General features: G+C 71.4%; 10 protein-coding genes. 4 read left to right on the top strand and 6 right to left on the bottom strand.

Translation table 11 applies throughout. The features are described from left to right. The first annotated feature begins 3 nt into the window (after positions 1-3). Positions 4-1,800: an ABC transporter ATP-binding protein gene (locus tag POL72_RS20030; protein ID WP_272097063.1), complete on the top strand. Its 1,797-nt coding sequence runs from the start codon at positions 4-6 to the stop codon at positions 1,798-1,800. Positions 1,801-1,829: 29 nt separating this feature from the next. Beyond that, entirely contained in the window at positions 1,830-3,755 is a 1,926-nt protein-coding gene (locus tag POL72_RS20025; protein ID WP_272097062.1) for an ABC transporter ATP-binding protein, read from the top strand. Positions 3,756-3,766: 11 nt separating this feature from the next. On the opposite strand, the gene POL72_RS20020 is transcribed toward POL72_RS20025, so the two are convergent. The 3 genes from POL72_RS20020 to POL72_RS20010 form a co-directional block, all read right to left on the bottom strand. Further along, positions 3,767-4,303, bottom strand: a complete 537-nt coding sequence (locus POL72_RS20020; protein ID WP_272097061.1) for a hypothetical protein — start codon at positions 4,301-4,303, stop codon at positions 3,767-3,769. Between the two features lie 42 nt (positions 4,304-4,345). Beyond that, positions 4,346-5,329, bottom strand: coding sequence for a porphobilinogen synthase (gene hemB / locus POL72_RS20015; protein WP_272097060.1), 984 nt, complete (start codon positions 5,327-5,329; stop codon positions 4,346-4,348). 216 nt (positions 5,330-5,545) lie between these two features. After that, positions 5,546-5,923, bottom strand: coding sequence for a DUF4339 domain-containing protein (locus POL72_RS20010; protein ID WP_272097059.1), 378 nt, complete (start codon positions 5,921-5,923; stop codon positions 5,546-5,548). A 143-nt stretch (positions 5,924-6,066) separates the two neighbouring features. Here POL72_RS20010 and cobA point away from each other — a divergent pair, with 143 nt between their 5' ends. Next, entirely contained in the window at positions 6,067-7,731 is a 1,665-nt protein-coding gene (gene cobA, locus POL72_RS20005; protein WP_272097058.1) for a uroporphyrinogen-III C-methyltransferase, read from the top strand. Between the two features lie 331 nt (positions 7,732-8,062). Here cobA and POL72_RS20000 read toward each other — a convergent pair whose 3' ends face one another. After that, positions 8,063-10,885: an ArnT family glycosyltransferase gene (locus tag POL72_RS20000; RefSeq protein ID WP_272097057.1), complete on the bottom strand. Its 2,823-nt coding sequence runs from the start codon at positions 10,883-10,885 to the stop codon at positions 8,063-8,065. 260 nt (positions 10,886-11,145) lie between these two features. After that, a complete protein-coding gene (locus POL72_RS19995) occupies positions 11,146-12,024 on the bottom strand; it encodes a response regulator transcription factor (protein WP_272097056.1) in 879 nt (292 codons plus the stop codon). Positions 12,025-12,325: 301 nt separating this feature from the next. On the opposite strand from POL72_RS19995, the gene POL72_RS19990 reads away from it, so the two are divergent. Further along, on the top strand, positions 12,326-13,285 hold the full coding sequence (locus POL72_RS19990; protein WP_272097055.1) for an RluA family pseudouridine synthase: 960 nt from the start codon (positions 12,326-12,328) through the stop codon (positions 13,283-13,285). On the opposite strand, the gene hrcA is transcribed toward POL72_RS19990, so the two are convergent. Further along, positions 13,278-14,321, bottom strand: coding sequence for a heat-inducible transcriptional repressor HrcA (gene hrcA / locus POL72_RS19985; protein ID WP_272097054.1), 1,044 nt, complete (start codon positions 14,319-14,321; stop codon positions 13,278-13,280). The two genes, POL72_RS19990 and hrcA, sit on opposite strands and share 8 nt — an antisense overlap. Positions 14,322-14,526 lie beyond the last annotated feature (205 nt).

The following is a 14,526-nucleotide window of genomic DNA, read 5'->3' as shown; positions in this document are numbered from 1 at the left end:
GCAATGGTCAAGCGCGATCCATCAACCTACCCTGTCGGCCTCGGCGCACAGTTCCGCAGCAAGCTTCCGCTCTACCTGACGGGCGCGGCGCTGCTCGCTGCGCAGCAGTTCCTCATGGCCAGGCGAGATTTCCTGGTCAAGGACGCCGTCGACGCCGCCGTGAAGGCGCAGTCGAGCGAGGCCGCGCAGGCGGCGCTCGTCATGCTCGCGGTCAGCGTGGGCGCCGCGATCATGCGCGTGTTCTCGCGGGTCACCATCTTCACGGCGGGCCGCAACGTCGAGTACGAGCTCCGGGCGATCCTGCTCGCGCGCCTGCACAAGCTCGGGCCGTCCTTCTTCCGCAAGATGGCGACCGGCGACATCATGAGCCGGGCGACGAACGATCTGACGCAGGTTCGCCTCCTCCTCGGCTTCGGCCTGCTGAACGTCGTCGGCTCGATCTTCGCGTTCACGAGCGCCCTGTACGTGATGCTCCACATCTCGAAGAGGCTCACGCTCGCGGCGCTCCTGACGATGCCCGCGCTCATGCTCGTCACCCGGTCGTTCTCGACCAAGCTCTTCGCCCGCACCCGCGACAACCAGGAGGCGATCGGCGCCATGAGCGACCGCGTCCTCGCGAGCCTCGCGGGGGTCAGGGTCGTCCGCTCGTTCGCGCTCGAGGCGTCCGAGATGGCCGCGTTCACGAGCACGAACCAGGGCTACCTCGAGAAGAGCCTCGCGCTCGCCAGGCTGCGCGGCTCCATGGGGCCGCTCATGGGGGCCATCAGCTCGGTCGGCGTGCTCATCGTCTTCTGGTACGGCGGGCGGCTCGTGCTGGAGCAGCAGATGACGAGGGGGGACTTCGTCTCCTTCTGGCTCGCGCTCTTGCGGCTGACCTGGCCGATGCTCGCCCTCGGCTTCGTCGCCGCCATCGTCCAGCGCGGTCGCGCCGGCTACGTCCGGCTCAAGGCGATCTTCGAGGCCATCCCCGAGGTCGTGAGCGGCCCGATGCCCTCCCCCGATGTCGTCCGCGGCGCCATCTCCGTCAAGGAGCTGACGTTCTCCCACGGCGCGAGGAAGGTGGTCGACGGCGTGAGCTTCGAGGTCGAAGCGGGCAGATCGCTCGCCATCGTCGGGCGCACCGGCTCGGGCAAGAGCACCATCGCCACGCTGCTCGCCAGGCTCATGCCCACGCCGCGCGGCGCTGTGCTCCTGGACGGCGTCGACATCTGCGACCTGCCGCTCGACACCGTGCGCGCGAGCATCGGCTACGCGCAGCAGGATGCGTTCCTCTTCTCGACGACCGTGGCGCGCAACATCGGCTACTCCCTCGACGATCCGGACTCGCCCGCCGCGTTCGAGACGATCCGCGCGGCCGCCGCCGAGGCCGAGGTGCTGAACGAGGTGCTCTCGCTGCCTGACGGCTTCGACACCGTGGTCGGGGAGCGTGGCGTGCAGCTGTCCGGCGGACAGCGCCAGCGCGTCGCGCTCGCCCGCGCGCTCGTGCGCGAGCCGAACGTCCTCGTCCTCGACGATCCGCTCTCCGCCGTCGACGCGAAGACCGAGCAGGCCATCCTCGCCGCGATCGAGCGGCAGGCCGCGCGACGGACCGTCATCCTGATCACCCACAGGGTCGCGGCCGCGCGGCGGTGTGACGCGATCGTCGTGCTGGAGCAGGGTCGGGTCGTCGAGCGCGGCACGCACGACGAGCTCGTCCGCGCGGGCGGGATCTACGCGTCGTTCGCCGAGGAGCAGCAGCTCGAAGAGGATCTCGCGACCTTCGATGCGTCGCCGCCCTCACAGCCGGTGGGGCTCTCGTGACGCAACCGGCACACGGAGACAGCCCGACGATGCGGTCGAAATCTGGCAGCGTCTCGGCCGCGGGCGAGGCGGGCGCGGGCCCGCGGCGGCCGGCGCAGGCGGCGACGGCCAAGGGCCGCGGGGCGACGAAGGCGAGCCGCACCGAGGACGTGCTGAGCCGGTTCCACGAGGAGACACGGCTCGGCGAGGCGTACGACGCGCGCATGCTGCTGAGGCTGTGGCCGTTCGTGCGCCCGCAGGGCAAGCACCTCGCGGTGTCGCTGGCGCTGCTCGTCGTCACGGCGCTGCTGGCGCTCCTGCGCCCGCTCATCATGCGCGACGCGCTCGACGCGTTCGACACGCCCGGCGGGCTCGATCACCTCACGCGCAGCGGCCTGTTGCTCACGGGCATCATGCTCCTGGAGCAGTCGCTCGCCTTCCCGCAGCTCTACCTGATGCAGCTGGCCGGCGCGCGCGCGATGGCCGACCTGCGCGTGCGCGTCTTCGGCTTCCTGCACACCCGCCGCCTCGGGTTCTTCGATCGCACGCCGGTCGGCCGGCTCGTCACGCGCGTGACGAACGACGTGGACGCGATCGGCGAGATGTTCGCGTCCGGCGCGCTCAACGCGTTCGGCGATCTCCTCCGGCTCTTCGTCATCGTCGCGGTGATGGTGTCGCTCGACTGGCGCATGTCGTTGCTCGCCTTCGCGGCGGTCCCCCCGGTCGCCCTCGGCGTCAACTGGACGCGGCGGCGGATGCGCGACGCGTTCCGGGAGGTGCGGGCGAAGACGGCCAGGATGAACGCGTACCTCAACGAGCAGGTGTCCGGGATGGCCGTCGTGCAGGCCTACGCCAGGGAGGAGCGCTCGGCCGAGGAGTTCGACGAGATCAACGCGGCGTACCGCAACGCGAACAACCGCTCGATCGTGCTCGACGCGACGCTCGACGCCGCCATCGAGATGGTCTCGAGCGTCTGCATCGCAGCGGTGCTCTGGTACGCCGGCGTGAACAGCCTGAAGGACGAGATCTCGTTCGGGACCTTGTTCGCCTTCGTCGCCTACATCGACATGTTCTTCGTCCCGATCCGCGATCTCTCGGCTCGGTACACGCTCCTGCAGTCCGCGATGGCCGGCGCGGAGCGCGTCTTCGAGCTGCTGGACAACAAGGACGAGGACGCGACGGCGGCGGCGGCGACGAGCGGCGGCGACGCGACGAGGCCAGCGGACGAGGGCGTCGCGTTCGAGCTCGACAACGTCGGCTTCGGCTACAAGCCAGGCGTGCCCGTGCTGCGGCACGTGTCGATCGCGGCGAGGCGCGGCGAGAAGGTCGCGCTGGTCGGCGCGACCGGCGCCGGCAAGAGCACCGTGGCGTCGCTGCTGCTCCGCCTCTACGACGTCGATGAGGGCGTCGTGCGTGTCTTCGGCCGCGACGTCAGCGCGTACGCTCGCGACGAGCTGCGCCGCCAGTTCGCCGTCGTCCCCCAGGACGTGTTCCTGTTCCCGGGCACGGTGCTCACCAACGTCGCGGCCGGCGACGCGATCCCCGATCGGGCCAAGGTGGTGAACGCGCTGAACCGCATCGGCGCCCTCGACCTCTTCGAGCGGCGCGAGGGCGGGCTCGACGCCCCCGTGCTCGAGCGCGGCAGCAATTTCAGCGCTGGCGAGCGCCAGCTGATCGCCTTCGCCCGGGCGCTCTACCGCGACCCGCCGCTCCTCATCCTGGACGAGGCCACGGCCAACGTCGACAGCGACACCGAGGCGCGCCTCCAGCGCGCCCTCGAGGGAGCCATGGAGGGGCGCACCGCGTTGATCATCGCGCACCGCCTCTCGACGATCCGCGCCGTCGATCGCATCGTCGTCTTCCACAAGGGCTGCGTCGTCGAGCAGGGCACGCACGAGGACCTGCTCGCCGCGGGCGGCGTCTACAGCAAGCTGTACCGGCTGCAGTTCGCCCGGCAGGCAGCGACGAACGCCTAGGAGCGCGGGTCCTAGGGCTCCGCGCTCCCTCCGCCGGGATCGGCGTCGGCGCCGTAGCACCTGCTGACGCCGGTGCCCCCGGCGGCTCCCATCCCATCGCCGTCGGCGCCGGCCGCGCCTCCTGCGGCACCGGTCGCGCCGTCATCGGCGCCGATCGCGCCCCCGGCGACCACCCGCAGCCAGTACTCGGAGCAGCTGCCATTGACGATGATCAGGTGCTGGTCGTCCACGCAGGTCACCTCGGCCTGGTTGCCGGCCGCCTGCGCCAGCGTCCCGCCGCTCTTCGTACCGTCGCGCTCGAACGACAGGTACACCTGCCACCACCGCGGGCGCGCGCCGAGGTGATGCTTGAGCGCGTACCGCATGCCGCCCGGGAAGTAGAGGAGATCGCCGTCCGGCGCCGAGGTCTCGTAGATGCCCCCCTCCGGGGTGGCCTCGACGAACTCGATCGGCGGGTTCGATTCCTCGGACCTGTCGCACCTGTTCGGCGCGCACCCCGCCGCGAACGCCGCCGACGCGCCCACCGCCCAGGTGGCGGCCCATCTCAAGCGCTGCGCGGCGCTCCCGCCTGCGCCCTGGCTCCGCATCGCTCAGCCGAGCCAGCGCGCGGCGTCGAGCGCGTGGTAGGTGAGGATGAAGTCCGCCCCGGCGCGCCGGATCGACGTCAGCAGCTCGATCACGGCGCGCTTCTCGTCGATCATGCCGCGCTCCGCGGCCGCCTTGATCATCGCGTACTCGCCGCTGACGTTGTACGCGCCGAGCGGGAGCGTCGTCACCTCGCGCACGCGCGCGATGACGTCGAGGTACGCGAGCGCGGGCTTGACCATGAGCATGTCGGCCCCCTCTTCCTCGTCGAGCGCCGCCTCGCGCAGGCCTTCGCGGGCGTTCCCGGGGTCCATCTGGTAGCCCGCCCGGTCGCCGAACTTGGGCGCACAGTCGGCCGCCTCGCGGAACGGCCCGTAAAAGCCGGACGCGTACTTCACGGCGTAGGAGAGGATCGCCGTCCCCGTCAGCGACTCGGCGTCGAGGGCGCGCCGGATCGCGGCGACGCGGCCGTCCATCATGTCGCTCGGCGCGACCACGTCGGCCCCCGCCTTGGCGTGGACCACCGCCGCCCGCGCGAGCACCTCCAGCGTCGCGTCGTTGTCGACGTCCACCGCCCCGGACGCGTCCTGCCGGAGCAGGCCGCAGTGGCCGTGATCGGTGTACTCGTCCACGCACACGTCGGTGATCACGAGCAGCTCCGGCACGGCCTCCTTCATCGCCTTCACGGCGCGCGGCACGGGCCCGTCCGGATCGTAAGCGCTCGTGCCCGACGCATCCTTGATGCGCGGGAGCCCGAACAGGATCGTCCCGCCGATGCCGAGCTCCTTGCAGAGCCGCGCCTGCGCTGCCGCGGCGCTCACGGGAAGCTGCGAGACGCCCGGCATCGTCCCGACCGGCCGAGGCGCGTCGAGCGCCTCGTTGAAGAAGAGGGGGAGGATGAAATCTCCCGGATGGAGGGTCGTCTCGCGCACCAGGGCGCGGAGGGCGGGCGAGCGACGGAGCCGGCGCGGTCTCTTCGTGGGGAACACGGCGGCGGAGCATAGCAGCCCTGCGCCCGCGTGAGCCGCTCCGGTCCAGAGGAGCGCGCGATCCGTGGATCGCGTGGGCGCTGCGAATCGGTTAGTGTTCGCCCGAAACCGCCAGCATGAGAACGGCCCTCCACTTCCCGTTCCCGTTTTCCGGCCGCGCTCGCCCCGCCGCGCGCGGCGCTCGCGCCGGGCGCGGTCCGCGCGCGCGGCCGTCGCTCAGCGGTGGGCCGCTCCAGAGCGCGCGGCCGAGCGCGCCGCCGGGCCGGGACGCGACGTCATCGGCTGGGGAGTCTGCTGGGACGAAAGTGGCAGCGTGTCGTCGTCCTCATCCGCTTCCGAGCCGTCCTCCGGCTGTTCCGCAGGCGTCGCCGTGGCGGCGACCGTGACCGTTGCAATGTCGGACAGCGGGCACCACACGGTCCATGCCTCATTGCGGACGAAGCTATCGAGGGGGACCACTCCGCTCTCGATTCCGCGCGCGAGCTGGTCGAGCTTGACCGGCCCGACCGAGCGCTCCCCGTTGGTGACGTACCATCGGTCCGGAAAGCCGCGCTCCGAGCTCAGCAGCTCCTCGACCAGTTTCACAGATCTCATCGAATGGACTCCAGAAACCGCCGGACGTTGAATCGACCGGGTGCGATTCTAATCGCATAACGCACCGGGTCAACATCACTGCAGAATCGCTATGACAATCAACGTCTGCCATGCATCAACGAGAGAATGACGGGAGTTTGACTGTGTTTCCGAGGCGTAACGATCCTTCCGAGGAGAGCCCCGGCGCGGCGGCCGCGGGGGCGATGAACGACGGAGCGCCGGGCGCGGCCAGGCCAGGCATCGTGTACCTGGTCGGCGCCGGCCCGGGGGATCCGGGGCTCCTCACGCTGCGCGGCGCGGAGCTCCTCGCCACGGCCGACGTCGTGCTGCACGACGAGCTCGTCCACACCGCGCTGCTCGACCGCGTGCGGGAGGGCGCCGACGTGCGCTCGGTCGGCAAGCGCGGCGGCGATCGGGTGGTGAAGGACGCGAAGCAGGCGGAGATCGACGCAGAGCTCGTCGCGCTCGGCCTCGCGGGCCGCAGCGTCGTTCGCTTGAAGGGCGGCGATCCGTTCCTCTTCGGGCGTGGCTCGGAGGAAGCGGAGGCGCTCGCGCGGGCCGGGGTGCCGTTCGAGGTGGTTCCGGGCGTCTGCTCTCCGCTCGGCGCGACGGCCTACGCCGGCATCTCGCTGACGCACAGGCACATCGCCTCCAGCGTGATGATCGTCAGCGGCGTCACCCGGGCTGGCAGATCCTTCGACTGGAGCGAGCTCGCCTCGGTCCGCGGGACCATCTGCGTCCTGATGGGCATGCAGGCCCTCGACGCGGTGGTCGCGGGGCTGATGGGGCCGGGGCGCCGCGATCCCGCGACGCCGGCGGCGGCGATCCAGTGGGGTACGCGGGCCGACCAGCGCGTCGTCTCGAGCCGCCTCGACGAGCTGCCTCGCCGCGTGGGGGAGGCAGGGATCGAGAGCCCCGCGGTCATCGTCGTGGGCGCCGTCACGGGCCTGCGCGACACGCTCCGCTGGTTCGATCGGAAGCCGCTCTTCGGCAAGCGGGTGCTCGTGACCCGGCCGCGTCACCAGGCGCGCTCGACGTCGAGGCTGGTGCGCCTCCGCGGCGGCGAGGCGGTGGAGCTGCCGACCATCGAGATCCACCCGCCCCCCGACCCCGCGCGGGTCACCGAGGCTGTCCGCAGCCTCTCCGGTTACCACGCCGTCGTCTTCACGAGCGAGAACGGGGTGGCCTGCTTCTTCAAGGAGTTCGAGCGGCTCGGCCTGGACGCGCGCGCCTTCGGCCCTGCGCGCCTCGCCGCGATCGGCGTCGGGACCGCCGCCGCGCTCGCCGCGCGCGGCGTCCGCGCCGACATCGTCCCGCGGGAATTCCGCGGCGAGGAGCTCGCGGAGGCCATCCTCGCCGACCCCGCGCTGGCCGAACGCCGGGCGGCGTCCCCTCGAGTCCGCGTGCTCCTCGCGCGCGCGCTTGTCGCCCGCGAGGTGCTCCCCGAGCGCCTCCGCGCCGCCGGTTGCGAGGTCGATGTCGTGCCTGTCTACGAGACCCGCCCTGCGTCGGCCGGTCGCCGCGAAGAGCTGCTCCGGGCGCTCTCGGCGGGCGAGATCGACGTCGTGCTGCTCACCTCGAGCAGCACCGTCGACAGCCTCTGCGATCTCCTCGGCGAGGGCGCCGCAGCGCGCCTCGACCGCGTTCTCCTCGCGAGCATCGGGCCGATCACGACCGCGACCGCCGAGAAGCGGGGGCTCCGGGTCGGCGTGACCGCCGAGGTGAGCACCACAGCAGGTCTCCTGGACGCGCTGGATCGACATTTCACTGCATTGCAAGCTGCCCCTGGGAGCGCCAGGAGCGGATGAGCTGGTCGCACGATGTGCGACCAGCGCACCTGCGGAAATAAAGAGAGCGTCGCAGCGGACCTGGGGGGGAAAGGTCTCCGCCGCGACGCTCGATCCCACGTGAGAGCAGGGCGCGTGCCCACGACTTCTTCAAGTCGCTTCAGGCACTTAGGACGTCCTGGCAGGAGCCTCCTTGCGCTGCTGCGCGGCCACGGCGACAGAGATGCAAGGACGCTCCTGATTCAGCATTACCGTCGAACATCGACAGCGGCATTCCCCGGGGCCGGAGCAGGCGTACAGCGTCACAGCCGGACAGCGCTGGTGAGATGAGCGCCTTCCGGTGCCGTTCGGCTCACTCGAACGTCGCTCGCACCACGACGAACTTGTTGTTGAGCTCGATGGAAGTGAGCTTCTCGAAGATGCGAGGGCTGCCGAGCTCGTTCGACAAAGAGCCCGTGCGCCCGTGTTCGGTGACGAAGTAGAAGGTCTTCAAGCCCTTCTTCTTCTGCTCATTGATGTAGTCCTGGAACTTCTTTCCGCTCGACACGAAGGCCGCCAGCCGGTTGCCGGCATAGAAGTTCTCGCCCTTCCAGTTCAGCTGGTAAGCGACGAGCGGCCCTGGGATCTGCTGATTCGCGCGCACGTAGGCGAGCAGCGTCTCGCGTTGCCCCCAGTGCGGCGACGTCCGCACGAAGTACACGTCGATGCCCCACGCCGTGAACACGACGGCGAGCGCCAGGAGCGCGTAGACGACCTGGCGGCGCCAGCGCGCGACCATCAGCAGCAAGCACAGGGCAGCCGCGGCGGCGGTGAAGGCCCACAGGGCCGCCGAGAAGTCGAGCGACTGCGGCCAGGGGCGCTTGTAATTGTACGTGAACAGGTGCAGCAGCCTGGCCTGGCTCGGCTGTCCCTCGCGCACCGTCGCGAGATCGCGCCCGACGAGGAACACGAGGAGCGCAGCGCCGAGCGCGATGGCGCCGAGCATCGCGCGCTCGTAGCTGACCACCGCGGCGGAGCGCGCCGATTGCGCCGGCGAGGAGGCGCCGCTCGAGCGGCGCGCGAGCCCTCCCACGCGGCCATCGAGGCGCAGCATGTCGTCGAGCAGGATCCCCGTGAGCATCGCCGCCGGCGGGACGGCCGGCAGGATGTAGTGATGGAACTTCGTCAGCATCAGGGAGAACAGCGCGAAGCCGAAGAGGAACCATATCGCCAGGAACACCGAGGCGTCGCCCTGGCGGACGTCGGCCGAGCCGCGCTCCCCCGGCGCCGCGCCCTCGCGCCGCCTGAGCCACCACACGAGCGACGCGGGCACGAGCCCGGTCCACGGGAACATCGCGTAGCCGAGCTGCCACACGTAATAGCGGAAGCTCACGTCGTCGCCCTCGTTCGTGTCGTGGACGTGGGTGAAGGCGCGCTTGAACATGTCGTGGAACAGGAGCCTGTCGGTGAACGGCTGGCCATGCCGCGCGTACATCGCCACGAACCACGGCAGCGCGACGCACGCGAGCACGAGCAGCCCGACGGGGATCTCCATCTTGAGCAGGTCGCGGTACCGGCGGGAAACGACGACGTAGCCGAGCGCGCAGAGCACCGGGAGCCCGAAGCCCGCCGGCCCCTTGGCCATCGTGGACAGGGCAGCGAAGAACCACGCCGCGAGGAAGAGGAGCCGCTGGACGCGCCGCTCGCCCCAGCTGGCGTACAGGACGATCGCGAGCGTCTGCGCCCAGACGAGCGCCTGGAGCGCAGGCTGAAGGCCGGGGAGCACGGGCAGCACCGACCGGCAGGCCTCGTTGCCGGGGAGACCGCAGTTGCCCGGTGAGCCCGAGCTGAAGACGTCGCCGCGGAAGTGGAGGCCGAAGGGCGAGAGGCCGATCTCGACGTGACGCGAGAGCAGGTAGAGGATCTGCGGCAGCGCGCAGGCGAGGATCGCCCCCAGCACGAGGTGATAGGCCGAGAGGCCCACCTTGAGCGGGCCGAGATCCACCTCGTAGACGCGCGCCTCCTCCGCGTCGTCGGTGTGGATGCCGAGCAGGAGGAGCGCCATCGCCGCGGCCATCGTCGCGACGAAGGGCATGTCGGTCATGGTCTGGTGGGAGACCAGGAACCACTGCGGCATCGTGGCGAGGACGAGCCCCGCAAGCAGCCCGGCGCGGCGGCTGAAGATGCGCGAGACGGCCTTGTAGAGGAGGTAAACGGCGACGAGCGTCAGCGCGAAGACGGGGAGCCTGACGGCCCACTCGGGCCACGGGGTGCGCCCCTCGGCGGCCGCCGAGAGCATCTCGCCCGACCGGTAGCGGACGCCGAACGCGGCCATCGCGAGCGCCTGCATCCAGAAGTCGAGCACCGGCTTCGACCAGAACCAGCCGTCCTGCGCCCACCACAGGGAGATCCAGTCGTTCCTGGCGAGGATCTCGCGCGCGACCTCGCCGTAGTGCGTCTCCCAGGGATCGGTGAGCGAGTGGCTCCCGAGCATGGGCAGGTAGAGCAGCGTGACGAGGGCGACGAGCCAGAAGCCGTGCCGCCGGCCGAGAGGGCGCGGCGCTCCCGCCTCGTCGACGCGGCAGGGACCGAGGCGCTCGCCGAACCGGAACGCGCCGATGACCGCCGTGAGAAACGCGACAGGGACGGCGACCGCGGGCACCGCCAGCGAGAGCAGCGTCGGCGCGCCGTCCGACGAGAGAGGGCTCGGCGAGAAGAAGCCAGCGACGCTCAACGCGATCAGGGCGAAGAGCGCGACGAGCCCGCCCCCGAGCAGCGCGAGCGGGCCGAGGAGGTCGCGGATCGCGACGCGCGTGGCGACGCGCTCGGGCCGATCGTCGAACGTGCCGAGCAGATCGAGCAGACCGATCGCCGCGATGGCGACGCCGAGCGCGCCGATCGGGACACCCCAGCGCAGCTGGGGCGCGAGCGCCATCACGACGAACGTGAGGAGGGCGCCCGCGGCGGACACGGCAGCGCCACGCCAGCGGAGCGGGTTGCCCTGCGGCACGAGGCGAGCCTCCTCGGCGTCGCCCGCGGCCCCGTCCATCCCGACCGTGCCGTCGCCCCCCGCAGCCCGGTCGTCAGGGGAAGGCGCGCGCGGCTCAGGTGCGCTGGGGCTCTCCAGATCGCCCGCGGCCGTCCCGTCGCGGGCGTCCGCGGGCGCACCGCTGCGTTTGTCGTGTGTGTCGTTCATGGCTGCGCCAACCGCGGAACGAGGCGCGGCCCTGGCGTAGCAACTCCAGGTCGCCGGGCAAAGCAGCGGTCGCATGCGCCTGCGCTGCGCTCCCGAACGCGCGCGCTCCGCGAGCGACGTCGCGGCGCAAGGAGCGCCCCTACGTACTTGGATCGATGGGCCTCACGCGCCCACGAAGGCGCCCCGCCCCGTTCGTGCGTCTCGCGGGCGCGACAGGAACAGGGGCGGGTCGACGGCCACGGCCAGGCCGCGGCCACCGCCTACTTCGTCAGGCGCGCGATCTCTTCCTTGATGATCGTCTCGGCGAGCACCGGCACGACCTCCCACACGACGCGCTCCACGACGTCGCGGGACAGCGCCATCACGGCCTCCACCTGCTCGGAGGTGAGGCCGAGGCCCTCGAGCTTGCTCGCCATCTGGCCGTTGACCTGCGCGGAGGCGGTCGCGGCGACGGCGGCAGGCCCCGTCGCGGTCTTCGGCACGCCGGACACCGGCGTCGGCGAGAAGGCCATCGTCGTCGTGACCGGCACGTTCGCCGGGCCACCGGGCGCCGTCTTGACGGAGGCCTGGGCCGGCGCAGCGCTCGTGGCCGGCGCGTTGGGCGTGTAGATGAGGGTCTTCGCGCGCTGGAGCGGGCTCGCTGCCGCCGGCTGCGCGGCGGCTGCCGGCTGCGCGGCGGCCGCGGGCTGCGCGGCGGCGGGCTGCGCCGCAGGAGAGCGCGCGGGCGCAGGCGCCGCGGCAGCGGGGGCCGCTGCGGCGGCGGGCTTCGCTTCGCCGCGCGACGCCAGCAGCTTCTTGACCTTGTCGATCATCTGCTGCGTGTCGAACGGCTTGTCCATGTGATCGTCCGCTTGCGCGCCCGATCCCTTCGCGGGGTCGAACGGGTTCTGCTTGGACGACAGGATCAGGACGGGCGTCGCCGGTGAGGCCTGCTTGATCGCCTTGCACAGCTCGTAGCCGTTCTTCGGCTCGAGCGTGACGTCGGCGATCACCAGGTCGGGTTTATCGCTCTTGAGCTTCTGCAGCGCAGCGTCGGCGCTGCTCGCCGTCACGACGCGGAAATCCTGACCCGCAAAGGTGATTTCGAGCACTTTGCGCATGGTCACGCTGTCGTCTACGGCGAGAAGGGTGCTGGCCACGAACGGGTCTCCTCTCAGATGGCGAGAAAGCGATGACGGCTCTGGATATCTTCGGCTCCGGTCGCGCGATGTGTCAACATTCGCGGTGTATTTCGCCCCCGCGGGCCCCGCGGATGTGCGTTTTTCGCGCCGGTAGAGCCCGGTCCCACGCTGGTGGGCGGAGCCGAGGCGCCCCCCGGTGAGCTTGTACATGCGTCCGCTCCGACCCGCCACTCCGCCGAGCCAGGAAGACAAAGCCGCCGAAACGACCGGCGTCCGCCCGGCCGCCCAGGTGCGACCTCCGCAGGATGGCCGCTGGACGGTGCCAGCCGAGCTGGATCGACGCCCGCTGGACGGGGCCGTCCGTGCGCTGGCCGCGGTCTCGTGGTCCGACGCGCGCCGCTTGATCGAGACCGGCAAGGTGCTGGTCGGGAGCGCGGTGGCGACGAGCGCCCGCCGGCGGGTGCTCAGCGGGGAGCAGATCGAGGTCCGCTTGCACGCGCCGAGGCCCGAGACCGTGCGGCGGCGCAAGCTCGAGGGCGAGCTCGTGGTCTACGCGGACGCGAGCGTCGTCGTGGTGAACAAGCCCGCCGGGGTGAGCACCATCCCGTACGGCGACGAGGATCCCGCGGAGCAGGCCGCGACCCTCGACGCGCTGGTGCGCGAGGTGCTGGCCAGGCGCGACCGCCTGCGCGGGCGCGCGCCGCTCGGCGTGGTGCAGCGCCTCGACAAGGGGACGAGCGGGCTGCTGGTCTTCGCGCGGACGCTCGCCGCGAAGAAGCACCTCGCGCAGCAGCTCCGCGTCCGCGCGATGCACCGGCAGTACCTGGCGCTCGCGCACGGCGCCGTCCCGCGCGGCACCTACCGCAGCTACCTCGTCGAGGATCGGGGCGACGGGCTGCGCGGCTCGGCGCGAGAGGGGCGGCGCGAGGGGCAGCTCGCGGTGACGCACGTGGAGCCGATCGAGGTGCTCCGAGGGCCGCAGGAGGGGGCCGGCGCCGGCGGCGTGACGCTCGTCGCGTGCCGGCTCGAGACGGGACGGACGCACCAGATCCGCATCCACCTCGCGGAGGCCGGGCACCCGCTCGTCGGCGAGACGGTCTACGTGCGGGACTACCGCGGGGCGAGGATCCCGGCCGCGCGGCTGATGCTCCACGCGGCCGAGCTCGGCTTCGACCACCCGGCCGACGACCGGCCGATGCGCTTCCAGGCGCCGCCGCCCCCGGACTTCGACGACGTGCTCGATCGGCTCCGCGAGCCGCAGCGGAAGGGCGCTACTTGACCTTGCCGCGGACCTCGGTCATCGCCGCGGCCGTGGCGTCGACCAGCGGCATGACCTTCGCGTAGTCCATCCGCGTCGGGCCGAGCACGCCGACGGTCCCGGCGACGCGGCCGTTTTCCATGTACGGCGCGGCGACGAGGCTGAGCTGGCCTCCGCCAAGATCGCCCGCCTCGCTGCCGACGAACACGGTGACCTCACCCGCGCCGGCGGCGAGCGTCCGGTCGAGCAGATCGACGAGCTCCTCGCGCTCCTCGAGCGCCTTCATCAGCTTCTTGAGCCGATCGACATCGGCGTACTCGGGCAGATCGATCAGGCGGTTCTGCCCCTCGATGACGACCTCGCTCCGCCGGGTCACGTCGGCCGTCGCCTTGCTGCCGAGCTCGAAGGCGCGGCGCCTCAGCGCGTCGATCTGGAGGCGCTCGTCCGCGAGGCGGCGGGCGAACAGGTCCCGGATCTCGCCCAGCGTGCGCCCCTCGATGACGTCGGCGAGCAGGTTGTGGATCCGGGTGAGCTCGCCCTCGTTGATCGCCTCGTCGGCCGAGATGAAGCGGTTCGCGACCGAGCCGTCGGCGAAGACGAGCACCGCGAGCAGCTGCCCGGGCTTGGTCGGGATGAAGCGCAGCTGGGCGAGGGCGCGGAGCTCCGCCCGCGGCGCCGCCACGACCGCCGCGGCGCCGGACAGCTCCGAGAGGTAGCGCCCGGTCTCGCGGAGCGGATCGCTCGCCCCCGCGTAGATCTCGGTGAACCTGGCGCTCAGCTCGGCCTGCTGCTCGGGAGACAGCGACCGGAGCTCGACGAGCGCGTCGATGAACAGCCGGAGCGCGCGATCGGTCGGGATCCGCCCGGCAGAGGTGTGCGGCTGGTGGAGGTACCCGGCCTCCTCGAGGTCGGCGAGCACGTTGCGGATCGAAGCAGCCGAGAGATCCAGCCCGTACTTCCGGGCGAGCGTCCTGCTGCCAACTGGGTCGCCCGTTGCGATGAACTCGGTGACCGCGGCGAAAAGGATCTTCCGAGATCGATTGGAAAGATCACTCATGTCAGCTGCATGCAGCGCACAAGCGCGCCGCCGTGGCTACCTGGACCAGGGACCGCCCGGACCGGGAAGCCATGCGGGCCGGACCTTCGCTCCCGTACGTCAAGCTGCGCGTGCGGGCGCTCGACCCACGGACGCGCATGCGACCCATTTTGAGGCGATCGCGCGGCCCGGTCAAATGTCGCGGTAGGATCGGCGAGTAGCCACC

Source organism: Sorangium aterium (assembly GCF_028368935.1).
Classification (GTDB): Bacteria; Myxococcota_A; Polyangia; order Polyangiales; family Polyangiaceae; genus Sorangium; species Sorangium atrum.
This window is presented reverse-complemented; position numbering and strand designations above follow the sequence as displayed.

What these genes read in the sequence shown, in the direction of transcription:
- POL72_RS20030 (WP_272097063.1), top strand. Translation starts at nt 4, where the DNA reads ATGGTCAAGCGCGATCCATCAACCTACCCTGTCGGCCTCGGCGCACAG.
- POL72_RS20025 (WP_272097062.1), top strand. Translation starts at nt 1,830, where the DNA reads ATGCGGTCGAAATCTGGCAGCGTCTCGGCCGCGGGCGAGGCGGGCGCG.
- POL72_RS20010 (WP_272097059.1), bottom strand. Translation starts at nt 5,923, where the DNA reads ATGAGATCTGTGAAACTGGTCGAGGAGCTGCTGAGCTCGGAGCGCGGC.
- POL72_RS20000 (WP_272097057.1), bottom strand. Translation starts at nt 10,885, where the DNA reads ATGAACGACACACACGACAAACGCAGCGGTGCGCCCGCGGACGCCCGC.
- hrcA (WP_272097054.1), bottom strand. Translation starts at nt 14,321, where the DNA reads ATGAGTGATCTTTCCAATCGATCTCGGAAGATCCTTTTCGCCGCGGTC.